Origin of the sequence: Phaeacidiphilus oryzae TH49, from assembly GCF_000744815.1 — a bacterium.
Lineage (GTDB): Bacteria > Actinomycetota > Actinomycetes > Streptomycetales > Streptomycetaceae > Phaeacidiphilus > Phaeacidiphilus oryzae.
Window position 1 is genome coordinate 5,209,224 of the sequence record NZ_JQMQ01000005.1, and the last position, 22,560, is coordinate 5,231,783.

Genomic DNA, 22,560 nt, shown 5'->3' on the forward strand with positions numbered 1-22,560 from the left:
AGCAACTGACCTGCAAGTACAGCAGATTTGTCGACATCACATCGCTTGACATCCATCCAAATCTGGATGTGGAATGTGGAAACACGGCATGGGACCGAACGGCTCCACATCCACATTCCACGAACGATCCCGGCTGCCGCGCACCCCGAGGAGACGCGCATGATCAAGCTGGACGGCGGTCAGCCGCTGAGAGAAGCACTGGCCGAGTCCAAGTTGAGCATCGCGGAGCTCGCTCAACGCACCCGCGAACTCGACCCCGAGCACCGCGGAGTCACCAAGTCGACAATCGGCCACCTCGTGTCTACGGGAACCTCCGAACGCCCCGGGTGCCGCCGGCGCGCCGCAGGCCTCATCGCGGCCGCCGTCGACCGGCCGGTCGACGCCCTATTCCGCTGATCCATCCCGCTTCGTGCGGGCGCTCGCACGCCATTGGTTTCCACATTCGCTGGAAAATCATCCACTTCCGAGGGAAGAGATGAACGACAGCATCAAGCCCCCCTGGATCCTCGTCACCCGACCTGAGCTGCTCGCGGCACTGCGCGTCAGCGAGTACTGGCTCCGCACCCGCGAGGAGGACGACCCGGAATGGCGCTCGACCGTCGAGGTCGACATCGCCAACCCGGGTTCCAGTCGGCAGAACCTCCGCTACGAGCTCAACGCGGTCGCCCGGCACCTCGGCATCCCGGTGCCCGAGGTCCCCATCGCCGAGGCCGCCTGACAGACCGCGCAGAAGGGCCGCCCGCTGCTACCCGGACGGCCCGTGCGATCAACCCAACCATCCATCTCTGACAGACATGGAAGGGGACCGCGTGTCCCGATCATTTCAGACCCAGACTGCCGGGCGCGAGCCCGTGACGGTGCCGTACCAGATGCTGATCGATGCGGCGCACACCGAGGCGTTGCTGATGGCCGCGCTGGTGCGGGACCAGCATCAGCCCTCGTCGGGCCGTGTGCTGGCCGACGGGCGGATGCGGTGCACGTGCGGCGGGAGGTACAGCGTCCTGACTGCCCACCACGCCGAGGTGCTGTCCGGGGCAGCTGCCCCGGAGTACGACGCCTTCGCCGCATCGCACGACCCGGACCCGCAGTGCTGGACCCCGGCCGAGCGCGGCGAGTACGCCGGCCTCGACCACGGCACCGCCGCGGCGCCGGCCGGGATCGGCGGTGCACGGTGAGTGAGCCGATGTCCGCCGAGCGGCTGGAAGAGATCCGCTCCGCCCAGCTCGGCAACTGGTACTCCGAGCCCTGGCACGAGGACTACGTCGTCGCCTCCGGCGACGAGCCCGCCTACAACCGCGTCGTCTGCGGAAACACGACCCTGGCCACCCTGCCGGACTTCGCCGGGCCGATCGCCCTATGGATCTGCGACGCCCACCAGGCCGTGCCGCAGCTGCTGGCCGAGGTCGAGCGCCTGACTGCGCTGCTGGAGCAGTCCGGGGCGCTCCCGGTCGTTGAGGAGCTGGAGGGCTGCTGGCGGGTCCGCTGGTCCGCGTCGCTCCCTGAGCCGCGCGGCCGGTTCTTCCGGACCCGGGCCGCCGCGGACGAGTGGATGGCCAAGCTCAAGGCGGGTGAGGTCCGATGACCACGCCCTTCGCGCTGGTCCTGCTCGCGGTCTATGTCGGCGCCTACGGCATGGCGTTCGCCGCATGGGAGCTGGTGGCCGCTGCGGTCCGTATCGCCCGCAGGCGAGGTGAGCAGTGACCGCCAACCCGCTGTTCGTCATCGCCGGGGCTATCGCTGCGCTTGGCCTGTTCCTCGGCGCGCGCCTGGCCGCCAGGCACGCCGCCGCCCGGGCCGGCGCCCGCCGCGCCTACGCCGCCGCGCAGGTCCGCGAGGCCGCCGGCACCCGCCGCATCTACCGCCGTCCGCGAGGAGGACGACTGTGAGCGCGATCAAGAAGGCCGTTGGGGTGGTGGCGGACGCCGTCCGCACGGCTCGCGGCGAGCAGACCGAGATCCACGTCGGCACCGCGCGGTCCGTCCGGACCGTCACCAGCCGCCGCGCCCCGGTGCCGGCGCCCACCGACGACGGCCCGGAGGAGCAGCGATGACGACGAATCACGCCGCGCACGCCGAGCGGCTGGCCGCCCGCGCGCAGCACTTCAGCTACGGCGACGGAGCCGACCCGGCAACCGGCACTGCGCTCGCTGCCGAGGGCCTGATCCACGCCGTGCTGCACCTCGCCGAGCAGCTCGCGCCGAAGACGCTGGATGAGCCTGTCGCCGCGCCGCAGCGGGACGCGACCGCCTACCGGGCAGAGTGCTGCGGCGTTCCCCTCGGTACGTACTGGTGCATCGGCGACGCCCAGGCGCACTGCGAGACCCAGTACCGGGACGCCTTGCCCGCGCCCGGCGACGGGCCTCTGCACTGGTACCCGAACGACGACCGCGACGACAGCGAAGATCCGGCTGCCCCGCTCCGCCTCTACCAGCCCTTCGTAGACGCGGACGGCGAGAACCCCACCGAATACACGGTCACGCCGATCGTCGTCTGGGCCGACTTCGACCCGGCGCGGGAGGGCTGAGCGATGGCCACGATCCGCCTGACGAAGACCGGCCGCGACTACCTGCAGCGCTTCGCCGAGGCCACCGTCCACGTCTACCGCGACCCGGCTAAGCCCGGTTCCGGGGTGTCCCGTCCGGCCCTGGACCGGCTGCTCCGCGACGGCCTGGTCCGTCTCGGCGACCACGCGCCGCTCAAGGGCCGCCCGATCGAGCTGACTGACCTCGGCCGGGCCGTCCTGGCCGGCGGGAAGGAACTGAACGCATGAGCATCACCGACCGCATCGCGGCCATGGGCGACCACAAGTCGCGTCGCGAGCTGCAGGTCGAGATCACCGACCTGCGCGAGAGTCTCGACATCGTCGGCCGCGAGCGCACGGCCCAGGCGCTGCGCGCCAGCGACCTGGAGAACCGGCTCCGCGCCGCCAACCACTTCATCCAGCACCAGCTCCCCGCCGAGGTTGCCAACCCGTGGCGGCGGATCTGCGAGGCCCGGCGGTACGCCGATGCCGAGCACCGGGAAGCCGACGCGCTCCGGCAGGAGAACAAGGCCATCCGGCGTGAGGCCCACGGCCGCCGCGAGGAGAACCTCGCGTTGCGCGCCCAGGTCGCCGACCTCGAGCGGGCCCTCGCCGGCCGCCAGCCCATCGCCATCGGCCCCGGCGACCGCGCGGCCACCGACCGGCACGCCCAGCCATCCCCGGACCTCGTGGACACCCAGCCGATGGTCGTGTCGCTCGGCTCCGCCGCATGGTTCGCCGGCGCGCGGCGCGCCGCGGCCGAGAAGGCGGGCGCCGCGTGATCCGACTTGTTGCTGCCGCGCGCCTGCGCGACCTCGAGGAGCGAGCCGCTCAGTTGGGGCCGCTCCAGGCGGAACGTGAGATGCAGGAGTTGGCTGTCGAGGACCTGCGGGTGCGCGCGGCCAGCCTTGCTGCGGACTGTGACCGGCTCGCTCGGCAACTCGCCGCCTCGCAGTGCGCCCAGACCATCCGGCGCCTGGAGGCCCGGCTCGCTCACCTCCAGTCAGCCAACGAGGCGCTGAGTCGCGAGGCCTACGAGCGGACCCACGGCCCGGCCGAATCGGGGGCGGTCCCGTGACGCACTGGACTGACCAGGCCGCCTGCCAGGGAACCGAGGAACGGCTGTGGTTCCCGGAGTCGGGCGACGGCGACGGTCAGCTGCAGCGGGCCCGCCGTTACTGCGCCATCTGCCCGGTCTGGGAGCCCTGCCTCGATGCCGAGCTTGCGCGGCCGGGCCCGCAGTACGGCATCCGCGCCGGCCTCACCGCACGGATGCGCGAGGCCATCCGGGACGGCGAGAAGCCCAGGCCCACCGAACCGCCCCCGTACACGCCCCAGCCCGCCAAGCAGCCGAGACGAAGGAACAAGGAGATCTCGATGGAGGAGCCCACGCCGATTCGGCCAGCCGCGCCGGAGCCCGCTACCGAGTCCACCGCCGAGGAGCTCATCGCGTGGGGCGCCGGCTGCGCCACCCAGCGGGTGCGGACCCTCGCTGAGCGCGCCCGTATCGCCCTGGCCGAGCTGCGCGCCGCCCGCACCCAGGAGGCCCAGGTCGCGGCAGCCAAGGCCGAGGTGGAGAAGGCCCGCGCCCGGCTGGCCGCGGCGGAGCAGAAGCTGCGCGCGGCCCGCGGCACCGCGACTGGGGCCCAGCGGCCGAGCACCGATGGCCGCAGCCGGGACGAGCTGCGCGCGATCCGCGACTGGGCCCGGTCCCAGGGCTACGAGGTGGCTGCCCGCGGCCAGGTCGCCCACGAGATCCAAGAGGCCTACGACCGCGCCCACGCCGCCTGAGCCACCTGACCGGCGCGCGGCCCCGAGACCCCCGCGGGGCGGCGTGCCTCCCCGCCCGGCCGGCCCGCTACCTCCCCTCGGCGGGTCGGCCGGGCCCCGACAGAACGGATCACGATGGACATGGACCTCGTCTTCGGCGACACCGAGACCACCGGGCTCGACCCCCTGCTGCATGAGGTGTGGGAGGTCGCCCTCATCCACCGCCGGGACGGCCGAGACGTCGAGCGGGTCTGGCACCTGGAGCCGGACCTGACCCACGCCGACCCCGAAGCGCTCAAGCTCAACCGGTTCTACGAGCGCACCGGCGCGCCCGGCTGGCGGTGGGATGACCCGCAGGAGGCCGCGCGGGAGATCTTCGCGGTGCTCAACTCCAGCGTCCTGATCGGCTCGAACCCAGCGTTCGACGCGGACCACCTGAGTGGGTTGTTCGCCCGACACTACGCGGTCGGTCGGCCCTGGCACTACCGAACCGTCGACGTCGCCACGTTGGCCGCCGGATACCGGTACGGGCTCGGCGCCCAGCTCGCCGGCGTCCCGCGGCGCGTCGTGCTCGGCGCCGGCCAGGACGCCGCGGCGCTCGCCCTCGAGGACGCCCCGGGCGCACACCTGACGGTGCACGGCGCGACGCCGTGGCCGTGGCGTTCCTACGAGCTGTCGGAGGCCTGCGGCGTGGACCGCCCTGCCCCGGACGTCGCGCACACCGCCCTGGGTGATGCCCGTTGGGCGCGGGACCTGTGGGACCGCCTCATCGCCCCGGCGCCACCGGCGACCCCCTGATCCCGGGGCGGCGCCCGGTGACACGGCCCGGGCGCCGCCCCGCTGTAACCCCAGCACGACTGTGAGGAGATCGAGTTGAGCAGCTACACCTTCGCTCCCGCGACGCGGGAGCAGGCCAGGGCGCGGATCGCCCTGGAGGGCCCGGAGGGGTCCGGGAAGACGTACACCGCGATGGTGCTGGCGACCGTGCTGGGCGCCGGCGCCCGGTTCGCTGTCATCGACACCGAGCGCGGCTCCGCCTCGAAGTACGCCCGCGGCAAGTCCGGGACCGGCTTCGACTTCGACGTGGCGCCGCTGCACTCCTTCGACCCACGGGAGCTGCCGAAGGTGCTGGCCTCGGCCGCCCAGGCCGGCTACCCGGTGGTCGTGGTGGACAGCCTGTCGCACTTTTGGATGGGCAAGGGCGGCATGCTGGAGCTGGTCGACGCGGTCGGCAAGCGCCAGGGGAGCGGCGGCGGGTTCGGCGGGTGGAAGGAGGCCCGGCCGTGGGAGCGCGACATGATCGACGCGCTGCTGGCCTTCCCGGGGCACGTCATCGTCACGATGCGGACGAAGACGGAGTGGCTGATCGACGACTCCGGCCCGAAGAAGAAGATCACGAAGGTGGGGACGAAGGCCGAGCAGCGCGAAGGCATCGGCTACGAGTTCGACATCATCGGCGACTTGGACCAGGAGAACACCCTGGTCATCTCCAAGTCCCGGTGTCCGGCGCTGCAGGGGCAGGTCATCAACCGGCCCGGCCCGGACGTCGCCGTGTCCATCCTGGAGTGGCTCAACGACGGTGACGCCGCCCCGGACCTGAAGGACCTGGTCGAGCAGGCCACCGCGCTGACCACCTTCGTCGAGGCGCGGGCGCTGCGCGATGACGTCGAGCGGCGCGGCCTGCTCGGCGGCGCGCACATGCACCCCGCCACCGGGCAGCCGACCACGCTCGGTGCGTACATCCTGGAGCGCGGCCACCAGCTGCGCGCCGCCGAGGCCCAGCAGCCCGCGGCCGCCGCGCCGGTCGAGGACCGCCCGGCGCAGGCACCCGCGGCCGCCGAGGAGCCGTCCGCCGCCGCGGAGGAGCCGCCGACCGCGTCGCCCGCGGAGCGGGGCGGGCAGCCCTCCGGCCCGCGGCCCGCGACCGCCCCGCAGATGCGCAAGATGGGCGCCCTGTTCCGGGAGCTGAAGCTCACCGACCGGGCCGAGGCCCTGGAGTACACCGCCGGCGTCATCGGCCGGCAGGTCGCCTCCCGCAACGAGCTGACGCGGGAGGAGGCCGGGCGGCTGATCGACCACATGGAGAAGTCCGCGGCCTCGGAGAGCGCCTCCGTCTGACCCCCGGTGGTCGGGCCGCCCGCGCCCAAATCGCGGGCGCCCCGACCACCCCATCATTCCCGACCACCCCCAGAAAGGAGGAGATCATGCCCGACCCGACCGGAGAGCAGGCGGAGGCGATCGCGGCCTATGGCGACGGCACCGACCTGGTGCTGCAGGCCGGCGCCGGATGCGGCAAGTCCAGCACCCTGCGCATGATCGCGGGCAGCGACCGCAGGCGCCGCATGCTCTACGTCGCCTACAACCGCTCCATCGCCGCGGACGCCGCCAAGTCGTTCCCGGCGAACGTGACCGCGAAGACCGGCCACGGCCTGGCCTTCGATCCGAAGTTCCTGCCCAGGATCCAGCGCCCGCGCCAGACCGCCTTGGACGCGGCGAAGGCGCTCGGTGTGGACCGGATGCTCGGCGGAGTCCAGCGGATCCTCACCGACCACGGCGACCTGAAGGCCATGACCAGCAAGGTCGTCATGCGCTGCGCCCTGGACACGGTGGCCTGGTTCTGCCACTCCGCCGACCCGGAGCTGACCTCCCGCCACATCCCCGCCTACGAGGGCCTGAAGCTGCCGGACGCCCGCGCCGAACTGGTCGACATGGTGCTGCCGGTCGCCAAGCTCGCCTGGGCCGACGTGCTCAAGGGCGACGGCGTCCTGAAGCTGTCCCACGACCACTACCTCAAGCTGTGGGCCCTGGGCCGGCCGACGATCGACACCGACGTGATCCTGCTGGATGAGGCCCAGGACACCAACGACGTGCTCTCCCGCGTCCTGCTGGACCAGGAGCACGCGCAGCGCATCGCCGTCGGCGACTCCGCCCAGCAGATCTACGAGTGGCGCGGCGCGAAGGACGCCCTGACGGTCTTCGAGCGCGAGCTCGGCGCTGAGACCCGCACCCTCTCGCAGTCCTTCCGCTTCGGGCAGCCCATCGCCGAGGAGGCCAACCGCTGGCTCTACCTGGTCGGCACCGAACTGCGGCTGACCGGCTGGGAGCAGTGCACCTCCGACGTCGGGCCAGTCACCAGCCCGGACGCGATCCTGTGCCGGACCAACGCCGGGGCGATCGGCATCGTCTTGGAGGCCCTGCGCGCCGGCCGGAAGGTCCACCTGGTCGGCGGCGGCAGCGAGATCAAGCGCCTGGCGTGGGCCGCCCAGTCCCTGCAGGCCGGCCGGGCCACCGACCACCCGGAGCTGCTGGCGTTCCCCTCCTGGGAGGCGGTGCGCGAGTACGCCGAGGAAGAGGACGGCTCCCTGCGGGTCCTGGTCAAGCTGGTCGACGACCACGGCCCGGAAGAGCTCATCACCGCCGCGGACGCCCTCGCGGGGGAGACCTCAGCGGAGCTGGTGGTCTCGACCGCGCACAAGGCCAAGGGCCGTGAGTGGCCGAAGGTGCGCATCCACGGCGACTTCCGCCAGCCCAAGCCCGACCCAGCCACCGGGGAGACCCGGCTGCGCCGCGAGGAAGCACGGCTGGCCTACGTCGCCGTCACCCGAGCGCGCGAGCACCTGGACTGCGACGCCCTCGCCTGGGTCAGCACGGTCAACGCCGTCAGCGACTGACCCCTAGAACCGGCCCACCGGGCCGACGAACTCACCACCACGAAGGAAGAGAGACCCCCTTGAGCACCGAGCACGAGAGCGCGGACGAGGCCCGTGTGCGGCCCTTCGCCGACTTCCTCATTGAGCAGGCCGGCGGCCGCACCCACACCGAACTGTCCGAGCAGCTGCACGACCTGATCTCCGCCGTCACCGCGACGGGGAAGGGCGGCGCCCTGACCCTGCGCGTCGAGGTCAAGCCGCTTACCCCGGGAGACGCCACCACGCTGACGGTCACCGACAAGGTCACCGTCAAGATCCCGCAGGGCGACCGGCCCAAGAGCGTCTTCTTCGTGACCGGCGACGGCAACCTCTCCCGCAACGACCCCCGCCAGCTCGCCTTCGAGAGCCTGCGCGAGGTCCCCACCACCACCGCCCCGACCGAGCTGAAGAAGGCCAACTAACCCATGCAGAGCGACAACATGCAGGCCGTCATCGACACCGCGATCCGCGCCTGTCAGGGCGAGCCCCTGGAGCCCGGCACCGTCTACGCCTTCCACACCCCCGCCGGCATCGAGCGCGTCGACCTGACCGGCCCGGAGTACACCGGCGTCCTGGAGCGCAAGCGCGGCACCGTGACCGTCCAGGACGTCGACTCCTTCCTCGCCTACTGGGACAAGCACAACGAGCCCGGCAGCGACATCTACGCCCGCCCGGACCGGCTGACGGTCACCGCGGTCCTCGACGCACACAGCGCGACCGAGGCCGGCTGGGGACAGCACCGCCTCCACCTGCAGCTCACCCCCACCCCCGCGTGGCAGGCCTGGAAGGCCCTCTCCGGGCAGTGGGTCGGCCAGGAGCAGATGGCCGAGTTCCTCGAGGACCACCTGCCGGAGATCGTCGAGCCGTCCGGCGCGGACATGCTGGAGCTCGCGCAGACCATCCAGGCCACCATCAAGGCCGACTTCAAGTCCAGCTCCCTGCTGGCCAACGGGGCCCGCACCCTGGCCTACGCGGAGGAGATCGACACCCGGGCCGGCCGCAAGGGCGAGCTGACGATCCCCGGCCAGCTCGCCTTGGGCATCGAGCCGTTCGAGGGCAGCGGCGCCTACCGGGTCACCGCCCGCTTCCGCACGCGGATCCAGGACGGGCACCTGCGCCTGGCGGTAAAGCTCGACCGGCCCGAGGACGTGGTCAAAGCCGCCTTCACGGATGTGCGGCAGGCCATCGCCGAGGCCGACTCCGTCCGCGTGCCGGTCCTGCTCGGCACCCCGATCGCCTGACGCACCGCCATCTGTCCGGCCGGGGCCCGTCCTACTCCGCGGGCCCCGGCCGGCACCACCCGCACGAGCAAAGGACCGCAGCACGTGGGAATCCGCCTGATCGTCGAGGTGCTGGATCACGCGCCGCAGACGCTGACGCACCGCGAGAAGCTCACCCTCACGGTGCTGGCGGAGGACGCCAACGACGAGACCCGACGCACCTGGAGCAGCGTCGAGGCGCCGATGATCCTCCGGCGCTGCAAGGTGACCCGTTCGGGGATGTACGAGGTGCTCAAGGGCCTGGTCGCGAAGGGCGCTTTGGAGAAGACGACGGCGGGCCAGAAGAACGTCCGGGCGGCCGAGTACCGGCTGCTTCCGCTGGCCCCTCAGTGTCCTGGTTCTCCGGACACTGAGGGCCCTCAGTGTCCCGGAATTCCGGACCCTGAACCCGTACTTCAGGGTCCGGAGAACCCGGACACTGAGCCGTCTCAGTGTCCGGAAAACCCGGACGCTGAACCCCAACTTCAGGGTCCGGGGAATCCGGACACTGACGGCTCTCAGTGTCTGGAGAACCCGGACACCTACCCCTCAATACAAAAGAGAGATAGCTCTCCACACCCGCCAGCCCCGTCAGCGCACTCCAGCACCGACGGCTTCGCCGAGTTCTGGGAGACCTATCCCCGGAAGATCGGCAAGGGGCACGCCCGTAAAGCGTGGGCCGCGGCCATCAAGGGCGGCGCCGACCCCGCCGAGATCCTCGCCGCCGCCGCCCGGCACGCAGACGCCTGGAAAGCCGCCCACACCGACCAGCGGTTCATCCCCCACCCCACCACCTGGCTGCACGGCGAGCGCTACGACGACGCAGACCTGCCCACCGCCCCCGCCGCCAACCCGCAGCAGCCCCCGCTGCCCAGCTACGCCGACCAAGGGATCTTCTGATGACCGCCCCCGCCGCCTTCCCGCCCGACGACAGCCTGGACGCAGGGCCGTCCCTGCCCCACGACATCGACGCCGAACAGGCCTTCGTCGGAGCCCTGATCACCGACCCCCGCCGGCTGCGCACCAACCTCGCCGCCGTGGCTCCCGCCGACTACTACCGGCCCGCCCACGCGATCATCCACACCACCATCCAGCAGCTGCACGACGACGCCCAGGCCGTCGACCCGATCACCCTCACCGCCGCCCTGCAGGCCGCCGGCCACCTTGGCCGCGTCGGCGGCCGCGACTACCTGCACACCTGCATCACCCAGCTGCCCGCCCCGGCGAACGCCGACTGGTACGCCGAGCGGATCCGCGACCTCGCGCTGCGCCGCGCCCTGATCACCACCGGCTCGGACATCGCCGCGATGGGCTACGACCCCGCCTCCGGCGACCCGGCCGAGCTCGCCGAGCGCGCCGTCGCCTTGGCCCGCGACGTCCGCGACGCCGGCCGCGCCGCCGAGGACAGTCCTGTGCTGGACGTGCATGACTTCCTCGCCATCGACGACACCGCCCACGACTGGGTGCTGCCGGGCCTGCTGGAGCACGGCGACCGGATCGTGTGGACCGCGGGCGAAGGCGGCGGCAAGTCCGTGCTGCAGCGGCAGCTCGCCGTCTCCGCCGCGGCCGGCGCCCAGCCCTTCGAGTTCGAGCCCAACGCCCTCGGACCGCAGAAGGTCTTGGTCTTGGACTGCGAGAACAGCGAGCGGCAGTCCCGCCGGCACTTCCGGGACGTGATGAACGCCGCCGAGCGGCGCCGCACCCCCGTCAAGCGCGGCCAGCTGCACGTCGACGTCCGCCCCGAAGGCGTGGACCTCACGCGCCCGGACGGCCGCGCGTGGCTGATGCGCCGGGTCGAGGCTGTCATGCCCGACCTGCTGATCATCGGCCCGATCTACCGCCTGCACACCGGCGACCCCAACAGCGAGGAACACGCCCGGCGGATCACGGTGGTCCTGGATGAGGCCCGGGCCACCGCGAACTGCGCGATCAGCCTGGAGGCGCACTCCCCGCAGGGATCCGGCTTCGGCCCGCGCACCCTGCGCCCCGCCGGATCGAGCCTCTGGCTGCGCTGGCCCGAGTTCGGGCTGGGCCTGCGCCCGGTCGAGGACGAGCGCTCGGCCCGCGAGCACCGGGCCCGGCGGATCCTGCCCTGGCGCGGCGCGCGGGACGAGCGCACCTGGCCCTCCTTCATCTGCCAGGGCTACGAGGGCAGTTGGCCCTGGCGCTCCTACAAGCCCGTCGACGCCGACCCGTACTCCGGCTACTCGCCCACCGGCGCCGTCGCATGACCTCGCTCCGCACCGGCCCGCGGATCGGCCCGCAGAAGACCGGCGACATGACCCTGTGGGCCAGGACTATCCGGGGCCGCCCCTACGCCTTCATGGCGTGGCCCCGCGCCGTCGCCGTCTACCTCACCCCGGACGACGCCACCCCCCAGCTCAAGCACCTGATCACCAAGGAGAACTGACCATGCCGCTGCCCACCCTGACCGGCGTCGCCCGCCTGGTCGCCGACCCCGAACTCCGCTTCACCCAGGCCGGGAAGGCCATGGCCCGGCTGCGCCTGGTCTTCCAGAACCGGCGCAAGAACGAGCGCGGCGACTGGGAGGACGGCGACGTGCTGTGGATCAACGGCACCGCGTTCGGCCCGCTGGCCGAGCACATCGCCGAGTCCCTGGAGAAGGGGATGGAGGTCACCGTCTCCGGCCGGCCACGCACCGAGCAGTGGACCGACAAGCAGACCCAGGAGAAGCGCACCGCGGTCGCGTTGGTGATCGACCAGATCGGCCCCTCGCTGGCCTTCGCGATCGCCCGCGTCTCTCGGCCCGAACGCGACGGGAACGGGTCGCAGGCGGGCGCACAGCAGGCGCCACGGCCCCAGCAGACCCAGAGGCAGCAGCCGCAGGCCGACCCGTGGGCCATGGACCAGCCCCCCTTCTGAGCCATCCGCCCCGCCACCACCCGCAGGAAGGAGCTCCTGATGACCGGTCAGATGCAACTCGGCATGGCCCTGCCCGGCCTGATCGACGAAGACGCCGGCGAAGCCGCCAAGAACGCCGGCATCGCCCGCGCCGACGCCAACACCCGCCCCGACTGGGCCGCGCAATGCGACCAGGCCATCCGCACCATGGCCGCCCGCGGCGTCGTCTTCCAAGCCGCCGACCTCATCGCCGAAGGCCTGGTCGACGAGCCCGACCACCCCAACCGCTGGGGCGCCCGGTTCTACGCCGCCGCCCGCGCCGGGATCATCCGCGACGCCGGCTCCGCCCGGTCCAAGCGCGCCACCGTCCACCGCTCCCAGTGCCGCCAGTGGATCGGCATCCCCGAAAGGACCCGGAAGTGACCACCGCGATACTCCCGCCCGGCCCGACCGCCGACGATCGCCACGGCATCCTCGCCATCCTCATCGACCACGCCCTGCTGATCGCTGAGGCCAACACCCAGCCCCTCCGCCGCCGCACCCGCGACCGAATCCGGGCCGAGCTGGCGGCCGCCCTCCGCCCACTCCTCGACCCGACCGACGACGGTGGCACCGAGATCGGCCGGCTGTGCACCGAACTCGCCACCCACCAGCTCAACTTGCGCCTGGCCATCGACATGACCGCCCGCGGCGCCCGCGCCGAGGACGAAGCCCGCCGGTGGCGCCGCCGCTGGGCCGGCGCCGTCGCCCAGGCCCGCCGCGAACACACCCGTGCCCAGGAGCTCGCGGCCCAGCTCGATCCGTCCGGAGCCCTGTGAAGCCTTCCGTCACCTACCTCGCGCGCTACGCACTCGGCACAGCCGTCCTGCACCCACAGGCGGCCCGCGCCCTGTTCGCCGCCGCGCTGGTCGCGCTCGCCGTTGGGATCGCGCTCTACGCCAGTGACCGGGAGCGCCGATGACCACCCGCCCGGCCCCCGGGCTGTCCCGGGCCGCCGTGATCTCGCCGTGCGGCCGGTACCGGTACGAGCTGCGCCGCTGCTGGGCCGGCGGCCCGAACGCGACCTGGATCATGCTCAATCCGTCGACCGCAGACGCCGAGCGCGACGACCCCACGATCCGCCGTGTCTGCGGCTTCTCCCGGGCGCTCGGCTGCGGCGCCGCCACCGTGCTGAACCTCTACGCCTGGCGCGCGACCCGGCCCGCCGAGCTGTGGCAGACCGACGACCCGGTCGGCCCGGACAACGACGCCCACCTGGCCCACGCGGCCGAGGAGTCCGCGCGGACCGGCGGCCCGCTCATCGCCGCCTGGGGCGCCGGCGCCCGGCCCAACCGCATCGGCCAGGTCCTCGACCTGCCCGGCATGCACCGGCTCACCGCCCTCGCCACCACCCGCGCCGGCCAGCCCCGGCACCCGCTCTACCTTCCCGCAGGCCTCACCCCCAGCCCCCTGGAGTCCTGACGCCTGACCACCCGGTCCGGCGGCCGCCCTGCGCCCGGCCGCCGGACCCCGAACCGCCCCCCGTCCCGCCGCACCGCCAGGAGCCCGCACCGATGCTCGACCAGGCCACCGCCGACCGCCTCCGCCGCCAGCTCCGCGACATCCCTACCCTCTGGGTGTACGCCCACATGTCGCTGCTGCCCGGCTCCGCCCCCGCCGGCGGCCGCGTCACCGGCGCCACCCGCACCCCGCCCCTGCCCTGCCGCGTCGACCTGCTCTCCCAACTCGGCCCCGGGAGCGCGCTCGGCGACGACACGGGGGAGTGGCCCCTGCTCGCCGTCCTCACCGGCTGGGCCCGCTACATCGCCCACCAGCGCCAGCAGCCCGCCCCCCGCGACCACGTCCAGGACCTCACGCACTTCCTGCTGCGGCACCACCGCTACGCCGCGCAGCAGGACTGGGCCGCCGACTACGCCGCACAGGTTGACCACGCCGTCCGGCCGCTCCGCGCCGTCGGCCCCAGCGACGTACCCGCCGGCCGCCGACGTACCATCCCCTGCCCCCGCTGCCACCGGCTGAGCCTGGTCGAGGAGTACCGGCCCGTCGTCCGGCCCGGCGGCGTCGACCGCGCGCGCATCGTCTGCTCCCGGCCCGACTGCGCCTGCGCGCTCACCGCCGTCGAGTACGACGCGCTTGCAGCGGCTGCGGGGCATGCGGTCGAGGCCGGAGTAGGAATCTGACTCCAGTGACCTGCGGGTCTAAGGCATTTGAAAGGATGGGTCAGTGACAGTCGCAGCGTTGTACCAATTCGCCAATGCATTTTGGTATGCCTGTAGATCCGTGCTGGGGTCTGTTCCCTGCTGACAGGTAGTGGCCGCGCTGGCCAGTTCACTCATTGCCGTCTGCCAATCCTGTGGGTCGACCGGCGGCGCAGGAATGTCTGCGGCGACGTTGACGGCACCGCCCAATGTGGGGCAGTCGACCGAGCTGCTGATCGCGTCGACTGCCTGAATGTTGACGTAGTACGTTGCCGTCCAGCTTTCCAGCGCCGCAGCATCTGCCCCCGGTGTGGTGGCAGACGCTGAACTCGGAGGTACGGCACTGTTGGTGCTGCTCGACCCACAGGCGGTGAGAGCGAGTGCAGCGGCGACGAGCCAGCTGACACCAAAGCCGAGTACGGATTTGCTGCGACCCATGTCGATCATCCCCAGGGGACTCTGCTTCGCTCAGAAGTCCAGCGGTGCGGTCTCCAACTGCTGGCCGAGCGTCGGCCACTTCGCGTTGACCGAATTCACGAACTGCGTCCACCCGGTCTTCGCGGCCTGGTGGTCCGCAGCGTAGTTGGAGCTGCCCGCACCCACGCAACTGTCCTTGTAGGACGCCTCAAGGTGGGCTGTGAACATTGACCAGTCCTGCTGGTCATAGGGCGGCTGTGGCAGCGCCTGCAGAGCTTGGATAGCTGGCTGGCCGGTGGCGCAGCTGAACGTACCCTGGTCTGCGTAATTGCCGGTTTCGAGGAGTGTGATCGTGTTGCTCGTCCATGCCGTCATCTCGGACGTGAGGCTCGCACCCGACCCCGAAGCGGAGTTCTGAGAGCTACTGCCGCACCCGGTCGCCGCAGCGGTGGCGAGCAGCAGACCGCTGACTATGACGCTGATAACCCTGGGGTGCGAAGCGCCGATGTGGGGCATATCGATCGCCTCCACCTCCAAGGATGCGCTGACCGCGAGGCCCGCGCATGCTCCCAGAAGTACGACGCAGGCCGTAGTGGGCCTGATGGAGCATGCTGGAAGGAGCACAACCGGGAAGTCCCTTAGGGAGGCGACTCCCGTGAACGAGCAACCGTCGCAGCAACCCCCCTCACCTCCGCCTGGCCCATCTCAACAGGGCTGGCAGTCGCCGGCGACCAGGCCCTACCTTCCACAACGAGTCGGCCAGTCTCCGCCGATGCAAGTCGTACCGAAGTCGCCGGGGATCGCGGTCCTCGCCTCGCTCTTCATCCCCGGCCTCGGCTCGATGATCAGCGGGCGGGTCGGAATCGGCGTTCTGATCCTCGCCCTCTACGCGATCTCCTGGATCCTCACGATTGTGTTGATCGGCTTCATCGGGGTCTTCGCCTTTTGGGTCTGGGGGATGGCGCAGGCCTACCACGACGCCGTCGACTGGAACCGCAGACACGGATTCATCAGCTGATCCAGACAAACAGAGAAGCCCCGTCCGCCCGACTCAGCCCCGCCGGCGGGCGATCGCCGCGTTCTGCTCCTGCAGGACCTCCAGGATTCCAATGACGTCGTGGATGAGACTCTCCGAGATCGGCCCCTAGCTCAACCTGCTCGACCAGAGGCTCGGCGACTCGCCGACCGCGACGACCTCACCGTTACCGGCCTTGAGCCGGAAGCGCCACTGCTGGGCCTTGTCCTGGTAGATCTCGAACTTGCCGGCCCGGTGACTCACCTCGCCGTGCGGAGGATCAGTACGTACCGGCGCGTTAAGTCCGAGTCGCTCGTCTGGCATCCAGAGTGGGCCAAACCGGAGCTCACGCCGTTTACCTGCCCCAAAGTGCTGTCAGCCGGATCGGTCTCGGTCCGTCAGTCAGGGCTCGCCGGGGCCCGTACCTGCAAAGGATCACCAAGTTCCCTCGACCTCTCCCGCCAACCGATCACGGGCCGACGCCGAAGAACAAACACAGTGACGAGAGGTGCCGCCCCCGGAACGGTGATGACAGCAGCTGTGCCACTGTGTCCACGGCTCACCTGCCACACGCCGAGACCCAGAGCTACAGCGGCGATGATGAACCCGAAGATCAATCCCAGAAGGTCAAGTTGCCAAGCGCGTTCATCTCGCAAGGCAGCTTGTCGCTGCTCTTCGACCCTCAGGTCATGCTGCCTCGTCATCTCAGGCCCGACTGCAAGCAAACACGCAGCGAGGTGCTCGGGAGGCAGCTTTGCCCATTGCATCGCGATGTCGAGGCCAGTCGGCCCGTGCCCGGCACTCTGGCTACTCCCCGCGCTCACTGCAGCGACCCCCCGTCCAGTGCACTGGGATGCCCACTTTGATCTGACGCACCTTCCGGAGGAGGCCCGAGAGTCCGCAACATACGGTCCAACTGGGCGAAGAGCACCGCCTCGGCGTGCGGGGTCTCCGGGGCCTCAGCAAGACGCGCCAGCGAGATTCCCGCATATCGCCCGATATCGAATGTCTGCGCAAGCAGCCGGGCCTGCTCTTCGAGTTCCCGCTCTTGTGCACGCTTCATCGCAGCTAAGTGTCTATCTCGGGCCACCATATGCAGCTCATCCATCGCGGCTGCCGCTAGGGCGACGGCGCCAGGGAGCACCACCAACAGGAAGACCTGGCGAGACCCCGCCAGTCCGATGACCAACTGCATTACAGTGAAGATCAAAACCCATGCCGTTGAGATGATCGAAAGATCACTACGTGTCCGCGCTCGGCTCCGATGCGGTTCGGTCATCCCTCGATACTGGCAGCCACGCTCACGCCGGATAAGCCCCCTGCTGGACTACGTCACAGCCGAGAGGCCAAGGCGCCCCTAGGCCCCTCCGGAGCCCCTGCCAGCTATCTGCCGATCTGGTGGCGGCTGCCGCTTCGATCAGAAGACTCGACCGCACTCTTCGCCTTCCTCCGCCCCTTGGCGATGCGTTCGGCCTGCTGGCGGGTTGCCCCGATGATCTGCCCGATCTCGTCGAACGTCATCCGCTGCCCGCGCAACGTCAACACCCCCTGCGGACGGATCTCCCGCAGCGTCTCGTGCCTGCCCGGCCAGTCCCGGAGCATGCACGTGCCCACCCTCGCGCGCTCCGCCGCGTTGGGGATCGCCTCCGGGGCCTCCAATGCGGCTCGACCGCGTCATGCCGCTCGACCCGGGCTGTGCTGTACCCCCGGCGCAGTTCCTCCAGCTGCGCATGCAGAGTGTGCGGCACCAGCCGGGCCAGCAGCCGCGGGTACTTCCGGAAGGACGCCTCGTGCGTCCGCCATCCCGGCGCTGCCTGTTCCAGCAGCCAACCGACCGCCCGCTCCTCCCAGCCCGGCCGGCCAGGCGCCGGCACCTGCTCCGGCCAGCCCGGAGGGATGGAGATCTGCAGCTCGCGGGACTCGGTCATGTGTTCGAGTCTAGGTCGACGGGCACGCTCGCAGCGACAGGCTCACACTTGGATCATGGGCACCGTGATCCTGAGCTGCATCGCGGTGGCCGTGGCGATCATCACGGCCATAACCGCCGTATGGCAGGCGCGGTCGGCCCGAATCAGGGAAGTGGAGAGCCTCTACATCAGTCGCTACTGGACGCTCATCGATCGCATGGATCTCCGCACAATCACCTGCCATGCACTCGGGCCATTGGAGAAAGACGAAGAGAAGTGGCTCAGGCTCTTCATCCGGCTTAGCGAGGATGAAGCGGACCTTCGAGCCGCCGGTTGGGTGTCCGATGACATCTGGGCGATCTGGGAGGCGTCGATCCGGCGCCAGTTCCGCCCAGGCGCACCCTGTCGGCGGATCTACGAGATGGCGATCAAGGACTCCGACGAGGAACGGGACTACCAGTACTTGCACCTGCGGAGGATCCTCGGCGGCGCAGCCTCAGAACAGTACGACCCGGCCTACGGCATGTCTCGCTGCGCATTCCGCTCCCTGCGCAGACTCCATCCAAGCCGAGTCAAGCGCCCTCGGCATGCACTGGGCTAGCCCGTATAGCCTTCGGCAGCTCACATGCGTGAAACAGTTGCTCGTACCCCGGCATACGAGTAGTGTGCTTCGTGATGGACCCCCGACCCTGGCGGGAACGCATCGCCGCCGAAGACGAGATCCAGCGCCAGCTCCGCGAGGACATGGCGCAATCAGCCGTCCGCCGCGCCGAAGCGCTCCGCGACGGCGTCGCCGACCTCGGCAGCAACAGCGCCGTCGCCCGGGACCTGGGCACCACCGAAGGGGCCGTGAGGCGCGCACTACGCGCCCTCAACTCCGCTGGCACGGAGGAGAACCCCATCTAACCCCATAAAGCAGCGGGCCCCGGAACAGCGACTGGCATCGCCGCCCGGGACCACTTGACCAAGGAGTTGCACCCTCCATGGCCCGACCGCACCCTACCGCGCGTGATCGCGCGGAGATCACCCCCGACCCTGCTCCCATCACCGCGGAGCTCGCCGGCGACGTCGCCAACCGCGACCGCGTGCTGATCACCATCACCGGCACCCGCGGCCTGTGCGACCTCACCCTCCACCGCCTCCGGCACGTGTTCTCCCACGTCGACGCGGACCAGCCCGAGGACACGGGCATGGCCGGCCTCGCCATCACCTGGGCCACCTGCACCCTCTGACCCCTCCGCCACCGCCCGTGCGGGCACGGCGGAAGGCAGCGCACCCATGCGCCGACGTCACCGCCGCGCCCCGGGCCCAGCCCGGAAGGCCACGCACCCATGCGCTTCTCCACCTGGCTCATCATCCTCACCGCCGCCGCGCTCCTCCTCACCCACCCCGCCGCCCTCGGCGCCGCACTCACCGCCGCCGGCTGGCTCCTGCACAGCACTGCCGCCCTGATCGGCCTGCTCGCCGCCGCACTGGCCTGGCGCCTGCTGCGGCCCCACCCGCTGGCCCGGTGGGGCCGATGACCACCGCGTCCTCCATGTGGAAGCTGCTGGCCGACCACGGCACCGCCCTGGTTCTCACCAGCATCACCGCGGTGGCACTCGGCGCGCTCTGGCGCTCCGCCCGCCGGCCCCGCCTCGCCCGCCCGCCGATCAACCGCCTGAGGCTCGCCAGCCTCGTCCTGGCCGTCCCCGGGCTGATGGCTCTCGGACTGTCCGCGAACACCTCATACCGCTACCTGGGCGTCCACCTCGGCATCCACGAGACCACCGAACGCCTCGCCCTGGCCGGCGTCGCCGAGGGGGCCATCGTCGCCCTGAGCGTCTACTCCTGGGCCACCAAGGCCAAGGGCCCGGCCTGGATCGCCTACGGCGCCGTACTCGTCCAGGCCATCCCCGCGTTCGCGGTCTCCGGCGGCTGGGGCGGCATCGTCCGCGTCCTGTTCGGCCCGCTGCTGCTCGCCACCGTGCTGCACTACCTCCTCGGCCTCGAACTCCGCGCCGCCGGCCTCCGCTCCGACGGGATCCTCGCCCAGGGCGGCCGGGAGATGCGCGAGCGCCTGGTCGCCTACCTCGGCATCGGACGCCGAGGCGCCGACTCAGCCGCCATCGCCCGCTCCCGCGCGGCCGACCGCGCCGTCGCCCTCGCCGACCACACCGCCGCCGCCGAACGGCCACGCCGCAAGCGCCGCCTGGCCGCCCGGCTCGCCATCGCGATGGACGCCGCCCGGCATGGCTTGCCCGAGCCCGACGCCGACGCTGCCGAGCGCGCGATCGTCGCGCGGATCAAGCGCCGCAAGTCCGCCGCCGCCCTCGCCGCCATCCCCGGCAACTACCAGTGGACCGCCGGTCGAGCCGAGGCCGGACCCGCTCCGGAGGTGGTCATCGACCGGGCCGCACCGGACAGGCCGGCCCTGCGCTACATCCCCATCGCCCGGCCAGCCGTACCGGTGGCTGCGCTACCAGCCAAGGACGATCGCCGGGCCCGGCGGGTGGTCACCGAGACCGTGACCATCACCCCCGCTGAGCTGCGACGCAAGGCACAGCGGCTGAACGCCAAGGTGGTCACTGAAACCGGCCGCCCGGTGACCATCGCCGTGCTCCGCGAAGCGTTCGACCTCTCCCGCCGCGACGCCACCGAACTCCGCCGCCAGCTCGTCGGCCAACCGGTCACCCAGCGCCCCGCCGACGACCCCCAGGCCGCTACCACCGAGGGATACCTGTGACCATCAACGGCCACACCCGGCCGAGCCCGAAGCTCCTCCCCGCGTCTGGCGAGGACACCGTCCAGGACCGTGTCCCGGAGACGCTGCCCGCCGTCCCGGCCCCGATCGAGGGCACCGTGCTGCCCGCCGACAGCGCCACGCCGCCCGCACGGCGGCCGCGCGTCCGCATCGTGCACGGCGCCGCCCGCACCGTCCGCGTCGTCAAGGTCGTCGCGACCCACCAGCGCACCAAGGCCGGCGGCCGGATGCTGGTCCGGCACGGCCTCTACGTTGCGGCCGGCGCCGCCGTGGCCTACCGGCACGCCAAGGACGCGCGGACCACCGCCCGGCACGAGCGGATGATGCGCGCCGCTGAGGCTGCCGGCCAGCACGAGGTGGCGATGGAGTGGGAGCAGCGTGCCCACGCCTTCCGCGAGGCGAGGCACCGGCGCCGGATGGACATGCTCAGCGCGCCCGAGCGCCTGGCCAAGGGCGCTGCTCTCACGCTGGGGCTGACCGAGGGCTCCCTGCTGCTGCTCGGGATCGTGCTCGCGGTCGCCGAGAAGCGCGTTGCGGACGTGGTCGCCCCGACGATGTTCGTGATCCACGCCGTTCAGTGGATCGTGTTCGTGGCCGGCCTGGTCTGGGGCCCGCTGCTGCTCGCTGTCCCGTGGCTGGCGCTGCTCGGGCTGTGGCAGCTCGGCCGCGCCCGCGGCACCGTCCCGAACTGGGTACTGCCCGCCGACCAGCAGGAGAAGCGGGACCTGATCCCGGACGAGAACGCCATCGTCCAGGCCCTGCAGCACCTCGGCATCGCCGCCCTGAACAAGGCCTTCAAGGAGGGCTGGCAGCCGCGCTGGATCCAGCCCACGATGCGGATGGGCAACGGCTACCACGCCAAGCTGCAGCTTCCGATGCAGGTCCCCGTCTCCGAGATCGTCAAAAAGAAGGCCGTACTCGCCCACAACCTGCTGCGGCTGCCCATCGAGGTGTGGCCGACCGAGCCCCGCAAGGAGCCCGGCGTCATGGACCTGTGGGTCGCCGACCAGGGCAGCACCTCGGGCCCAGTGCCCCCATGGCCGCTGCTGACCGAGGGCACCGCGGACTACTTCAAGGGCATTCCCGTCGGCGTCTCCCAGCGTGGCGAGCCGGTGATCGGCAAGCTCATGGCCTCCAACTACATGGTCGGCGGCATCATGGGCTCGGGTAAGTCGTCCCTGGTCATCGCTCTGTTGCTTGGTGCTCAGCTCGACCCTCTGGTCGAGATCGAGGTCTACGCCATGGCCTACAACGTCGACTACGACCCGATGAAGCCCCGCCTGCGGACCCTGATCAAGGGCGACGAAGACGAGCAGATCGAGGCCGCGATCCACGCCCTACGCGCCCTGCGCGACGAGGTCACCCAGCGCGGCAAGCTCCTCGAGGAGCTCGGCGGGGAGAGCACCGCGCTCACCCGGGAGCTGGCTGAGCGGGACCCGCGGATGCGTCCGAAGGTCGTGGTCTTCGACGAGTGCCACGAGTTGTTCATGCACAAGAAGTACGGCGACGAGGCCGAGGAACTCGCCATCAAGGTGATGAAGAAGGCCCGCAAGACGGGGATCACCCTGGTCTGGGTCACCGTCTCCCCGACTGCCGACTCCATCCCGCGCGACGTCACCCGCAATACCAGCCACCGGGTGGCGTTCGCGGTCGGCGACCACGTCGCCAACGACGGCCTGCTCGGCTCCGGCAAGCACAAGGCCGGCATCACCGCCACCACCCTCAACCCGGCTGAAGACGTCGGGACGTGCCTCACCGTGGGCTTCACCAAGAATCCCTTCGAGCTGGTCCGTGCCTACTACGTCCGCAAGGACGCCCAGGCCGACCAGCGCACCCCCGTCGTCGAACGCGCCCTCGCCCTGCGCGACGGCATCACCCCCGCGCCGGCCCCGCCGGCCGCCGAGCGCGTCGACCACCTCGCCGACATCGCCACCGCCATCGGCGACGAACCCCGCATGCGCACCGGGGAGATGTTGCAACGCCTCGCCCAACTCAACCCGGGCGCCTACACGGGCAAGGACGCGCAGTGGCTCGCCCAGGTCCTCCGCGACGCCGGCGCCCCGACCTACATGTCCAACGGCTACCCCTCCGTCTCCCGCGCCAGAGTCCGCGCCGCACTCGAAGAACGCGACGAGCTCGCCCCCGCGGACACCCCGAGCGACGAGATCGACGACCAGTGA

38 protein-coding genes are annotated in these 22,560 nt (G+C 71.3%); 33 read left to right on the plus strand and 5 right to left on the minus strand.

From position 1 onward, the window contains the following. Window positions 1–159: 159 nt before the first annotated feature. The 26 genes from BS73_RS26755 (at window position 160) to BS73_RS26865 (ending at window position 14,280) form a co-directional block, all read left to right on the plus strand. Window positions 160–396, plus strand: coding sequence for a hypothetical protein (locus BS73_RS26755; protein ID WP_037576690.1), 237 nt, complete (start codon window positions 160–162; stop codon window positions 394–396). A gap of 79 nt (window positions 397–475) precedes the next feature. Beyond that, on the plus strand, window positions 476–718 hold the full coding sequence (locus BS73_RS26760; protein ID WP_037576694.1) for a hypothetical protein: 243 nt from the start codon (window positions 476–478) through the stop codon (window positions 716–718). 151 nt (window positions 719–869) lie between these two features. Then, window positions 870–1,175, plus strand: a complete 306-nt coding sequence (locus tag BS73_RS26765) for a hypothetical protein (protein WP_152617731.1) — start codon at window positions 870–872, stop codon at window positions 1,173–1,175. Further along, window positions 1,172–1,582: a hypothetical protein gene (locus tag BS73_RS26770; protein ID WP_152617732.1), complete on the plus strand. Its 411-nt coding sequence runs from the start codon at window positions 1,172–1,174 to the stop codon at window positions 1,580–1,582. The genes BS73_RS26765 and BS73_RS26770 overlap by 4 nt, the downstream gene beginning before the upstream one ends. Next, the gene (locus tag BS73_RS40480) at window positions 1,579–1,701 is read left to right on the plus strand and encodes a hypothetical protein (RefSeq protein WP_265736877.1); all 123 of its coding nucleotides are present in this window, start codon (window positions 1,579–1,581) and stop codon (window positions 1,699–1,701) included. Before BS73_RS26770 ends, BS73_RS40480 begins: the two co-directional genes overlap by 4 nt. Beyond that, window positions 1,698–1,886, plus strand: coding sequence for a hypothetical protein (locus BS73_RS26775; RefSeq protein WP_037576701.1), 189 nt, complete (start codon window positions 1,698–1,700; stop codon window positions 1,884–1,886). The genes BS73_RS40480 and BS73_RS26775 overlap by 4 nt, the downstream gene beginning before the upstream one ends. After that, window positions 1,883–2,050, plus strand: a complete 168-nt coding sequence (locus BS73_RS38375) for a hypothetical protein (protein WP_161789708.1) — start codon at window positions 1,883–1,885, stop codon at window positions 2,048–2,050. The genes BS73_RS26775 and BS73_RS38375 overlap by 4 nt, the downstream gene beginning before the upstream one ends. Continuing rightward, a complete protein-coding gene (locus tag BS73_RS37725) occupies window positions 2,047–2,523 on the plus strand; it encodes a hypothetical protein (protein ID WP_037576703.1) in 477 nt (158 codons plus the stop codon). The genes BS73_RS38375 and BS73_RS37725 overlap by 4 nt, the downstream gene beginning before the upstream one ends. 3 nt (window positions 2,524–2,526) lie before the next feature. Next, a complete protein-coding gene (locus tag BS73_RS26785; protein ID WP_037576705.1) occupies window positions 2,527–2,769 on the plus strand; it encodes a recombinase family protein in 243 nt (80 codons plus the stop codon). Further along, on the plus strand, window positions 2,766–3,302 hold the full coding sequence (locus BS73_RS26790) for a hypothetical protein (protein ID WP_037576708.1): 537 nt from the start codon (window positions 2,766–2,768) through the stop codon (window positions 3,300–3,302). Before BS73_RS26785 ends, BS73_RS26790 begins: the two co-directional genes overlap by 4 nt. Further along, window positions 3,299–3,598: a hypothetical protein gene (locus BS73_RS38380; RefSeq protein ID WP_037576711.1), complete on the plus strand. Its 300-nt coding sequence runs from the start codon at window positions 3,299–3,301 to the stop codon at window positions 3,596–3,598. Before BS73_RS26790 ends, BS73_RS38380 begins: the two co-directional genes overlap by 4 nt. Then, window positions 3,595–4,311, plus strand: a complete 717-nt coding sequence (locus BS73_RS26800) for a WhiB family transcriptional regulator (RefSeq protein WP_037576714.1) — start codon at window positions 3,595–3,597, stop codon at window positions 4,309–4,311. Before BS73_RS38380 ends, BS73_RS26800 begins: the two co-directional genes overlap by 4 nt. A 114-nt stretch (window positions 4,312–4,425) precedes the next feature. Beyond that, window positions 4,426–5,088: a 3'-5' exonuclease gene (locus tag BS73_RS26805; protein ID WP_084704387.1), complete on the plus strand. Its 663-nt coding sequence runs from the start codon at window positions 4,426–4,428 to the stop codon at window positions 5,086–5,088. 75 nt (window positions 5,089–5,163) lie between these two features. Beyond that, a complete protein-coding gene (locus tag BS73_RS26810; RefSeq protein WP_063837074.1) occupies window positions 5,164–6,408 on the plus strand; it encodes an ATP-binding protein in 1,245 nt (414 codons plus the stop codon). A gap of 86 nt (window positions 6,409–6,494) precedes the next feature. Continuing rightward, window positions 6,495–7,961 carry a UvrD-helicase domain-containing protein gene (locus BS73_RS26815; RefSeq protein ID WP_037576718.1) on the plus strand — a complete coding sequence of 489 codons (1,467 nt, stop codon included), beginning with the start codon at window positions 6,495–6,497 and terminating at the stop codon, window positions 7,959–7,961. Window positions 7,962–8,020: 59 nt separating this feature from the next. Further along, a complete protein-coding gene (locus BS73_RS26820; protein WP_037576720.1) occupies window positions 8,021–8,401 on the plus strand; it encodes a hypothetical protein in 381 nt (126 codons plus the stop codon). 3 nt (window positions 8,402–8,404) lie between these two features. Further along, a complete protein-coding gene (locus BS73_RS26825; RefSeq protein ID WP_037576722.1) occupies window positions 8,405–9,220 on the plus strand; it encodes a DUF2303 family protein in 816 nt (271 codons plus the stop codon). Between the two features lie 84 nt (window positions 9,221–9,304). Then, on the plus strand, window positions 9,305–10,138 hold the full coding sequence (locus tag BS73_RS35115; protein WP_051940743.1) for a hypothetical protein: 834 nt from the start codon (window positions 9,305–9,307) through the stop codon (window positions 10,136–10,138). After that, window positions 10,138–11,469: an AAA family ATPase gene (locus tag BS73_RS35120; protein ID WP_051940747.1), complete on the plus strand. Its 1,332-nt coding sequence runs from the start codon at window positions 10,138–10,140 to the stop codon at window positions 11,467–11,469. Before BS73_RS35115 ends, BS73_RS35120 begins: the two co-directional genes overlap by 1 nt. Then, the gene (locus BS73_RS37730; protein ID WP_037576724.1) at window positions 11,466–11,648 is read left to right on the plus strand and encodes a hypothetical protein; all 183 of its coding nucleotides are present in this window, start codon (window positions 11,466–11,468) and stop codon (window positions 11,646–11,648) included. The genes BS73_RS35120 and BS73_RS37730 overlap by 4 nt, the downstream gene beginning before the upstream one ends. A 2-nt stretch (window positions 11,649–11,650) precedes the next feature. Continuing rightward, complete coding sequence (locus BS73_RS37735; RefSeq protein ID WP_051940752.1) at window positions 11,651–12,121, plus strand: single-stranded DNA-binding protein; 471 nt, start codon at window positions 11,651–11,653, stop codon at window positions 12,119–12,121. A 39-nt stretch (window positions 12,122–12,160) separates the two neighbouring features. Then, window positions 12,161–12,523: a hypothetical protein gene (locus BS73_RS26850; protein WP_037576727.1), complete on the plus strand. Its 363-nt coding sequence runs from the start codon at window positions 12,161–12,163 to the stop codon at window positions 12,521–12,523. Next, window positions 12,520–12,918 carry a hypothetical protein gene (locus tag BS73_RS26855; RefSeq protein ID WP_037576730.1) on the plus strand — a complete coding sequence of 133 codons (399 nt, stop codon included), beginning with the start codon at window positions 12,520–12,522 and terminating at the stop codon, window positions 12,916–12,918. The genes BS73_RS26850 and BS73_RS26855 overlap by 4 nt, the downstream gene beginning before the upstream one ends. Beyond that, window positions 12,915–13,061 carry a hypothetical protein gene (locus BS73_RS38385; RefSeq protein ID WP_161789709.1) on the plus strand — a complete coding sequence of 49 codons (147 nt, stop codon included), beginning with the start codon at window positions 12,915–12,917 and terminating at the stop codon, window positions 13,059–13,061. The genes BS73_RS26855 and BS73_RS38385 overlap by 4 nt, the downstream gene beginning before the upstream one ends. After that, window positions 13,058–13,561 (plus strand): DUF1643 domain-containing protein, encoded by a 504-nt coding sequence (locus BS73_RS26860; protein ID WP_037576733.1) that lies wholly within the window; start codon window positions 13,058–13,060, stop codon window positions 13,559–13,561. The genes BS73_RS38385 and BS73_RS26860 overlap by 4 nt, the downstream gene beginning before the upstream one ends. 92 nt (window positions 13,562–13,653) lie before the next feature. Beyond that, window positions 13,654–14,280, plus strand: a complete 627-nt coding sequence (locus BS73_RS26865) for a hypothetical protein (RefSeq protein WP_037576736.1) — start codon at window positions 13,654–13,656, stop codon at window positions 14,278–14,280. Between the two features lie 18 nt (window positions 14,281–14,298). Here BS73_RS26865 and BS73_RS37740 read toward each other — a convergent pair whose 3' ends face one another. Beyond that, window positions 14,299–14,745 (minus strand): hypothetical protein, encoded by a 447-nt coding sequence (locus tag BS73_RS37740; protein ID WP_152617733.1) that lies wholly within the window; start codon window positions 14,743–14,745, stop codon window positions 14,299–14,301. Window positions 14,746–14,766: 21 nt separating this feature from the next. After that, a complete protein-coding gene (locus tag BS73_RS26870) occupies window positions 14,767–15,246 on the minus strand; it encodes a hypothetical protein (RefSeq protein WP_152617734.1) in 480 nt (159 codons plus the stop codon). 241 nt (window positions 15,247–15,487) lie between these two features. Here BS73_RS26870 and BS73_RS26875 point away from each other — a divergent pair, with 241 nt between their 5' ends. Next, on the plus strand, window positions 15,488–15,733 hold the full coding sequence (locus tag BS73_RS26875; protein WP_037576740.1) for a hypothetical protein: 246 nt from the start codon (window positions 15,488–15,490) through the stop codon (window positions 15,731–15,733). Window positions 15,734–15,859: 126 nt separating this feature from the next. On the opposite strand, the gene BS73_RS36595 is transcribed toward BS73_RS26875, so the two are convergent. From BS73_RS36595 to BS73_RS26885, 3 genes are all read right to left on the minus strand, one after another. Beyond that, complete coding sequence (locus BS73_RS36595; RefSeq protein WP_235215543.1) at window positions 15,860–15,994, minus strand: YegP family protein; 135 nt, start codon at window positions 15,992–15,994, stop codon at window positions 15,860–15,862. A gap of 556 nt (window positions 15,995–16,550) precedes the next feature. Continuing rightward, window positions 16,551–17,009: a hypothetical protein gene (locus BS73_RS26880; protein ID WP_152617735.1), complete on the minus strand. Its 459-nt coding sequence runs from the start codon at window positions 17,007–17,009 to the stop codon at window positions 16,551–16,553. Between the two features lie 104 nt (window positions 17,010–17,113). Beyond that, entirely contained in the window at window positions 17,114–17,332 is a 219-nt protein-coding gene (locus tag BS73_RS26885; protein ID WP_152617736.1) for a hypothetical protein, read from the minus strand. Between the two features lie 381 nt (window positions 17,333–17,713). Here BS73_RS26885 and BS73_RS26890 point away from each other — a divergent pair, with 381 nt between their 5' ends. The 6 genes from BS73_RS26890 to BS73_RS26915 all read left to right on the plus strand — a co-directional run bounded on the left by BS73_RS26890 (window position 17,714) and on the right by BS73_RS26915 (window position 22,560). Next, window positions 17,714–18,238: a hypothetical protein gene (locus tag BS73_RS26890; protein WP_037576748.1), complete on the plus strand. Its 525-nt coding sequence runs from the start codon at window positions 17,714–17,716 to the stop codon at window positions 18,236–18,238. A 74-nt stretch (window positions 18,239–18,312) separates the two neighbouring features. Next, complete coding sequence (locus BS73_RS26895) at window positions 18,313–18,543, plus strand: hypothetical protein (RefSeq protein WP_051941565.1); 231 nt, start codon at window positions 18,313–18,315, stop codon at window positions 18,541–18,543. A 77-nt stretch (window positions 18,544–18,620) separates the two neighbouring features. Then, window positions 18,621–18,869: a hypothetical protein gene (locus tag BS73_RS26900; RefSeq protein WP_037576751.1), complete on the plus strand. Its 249-nt coding sequence runs from the start codon at window positions 18,621–18,623 to the stop codon at window positions 18,867–18,869. A gap of 99 nt (window positions 18,870–18,968) precedes the next feature. Next, on the plus strand, window positions 18,969–19,160 hold the full coding sequence (locus BS73_RS26905) for a hypothetical protein (protein ID WP_037576754.1): 192 nt from the start codon (window positions 18,969–18,971) through the stop codon (window positions 19,158–19,160). After that, the gene (locus BS73_RS26910; RefSeq protein WP_037576757.1) at window positions 19,157–20,362 is read left to right on the plus strand and encodes a hypothetical protein; all 1,206 of its coding nucleotides are present in this window, start codon (window positions 19,157–19,159) and stop codon (window positions 20,360–20,362) included. The genes BS73_RS26905 and BS73_RS26910 overlap by 4 nt, the downstream gene beginning before the upstream one ends. After that, the gene (locus tag BS73_RS26915; RefSeq protein ID WP_051940757.1) at window positions 20,359–22,560 is read left to right on the plus strand and encodes an FtsK/SpoIIIE domain-containing protein; all 2,202 of its coding nucleotides are present in this window, start codon (window positions 20,359–20,361) and stop codon (window positions 22,558–22,560) included. Before BS73_RS26910 ends, BS73_RS26915 begins: the two co-directional genes overlap by 4 nt.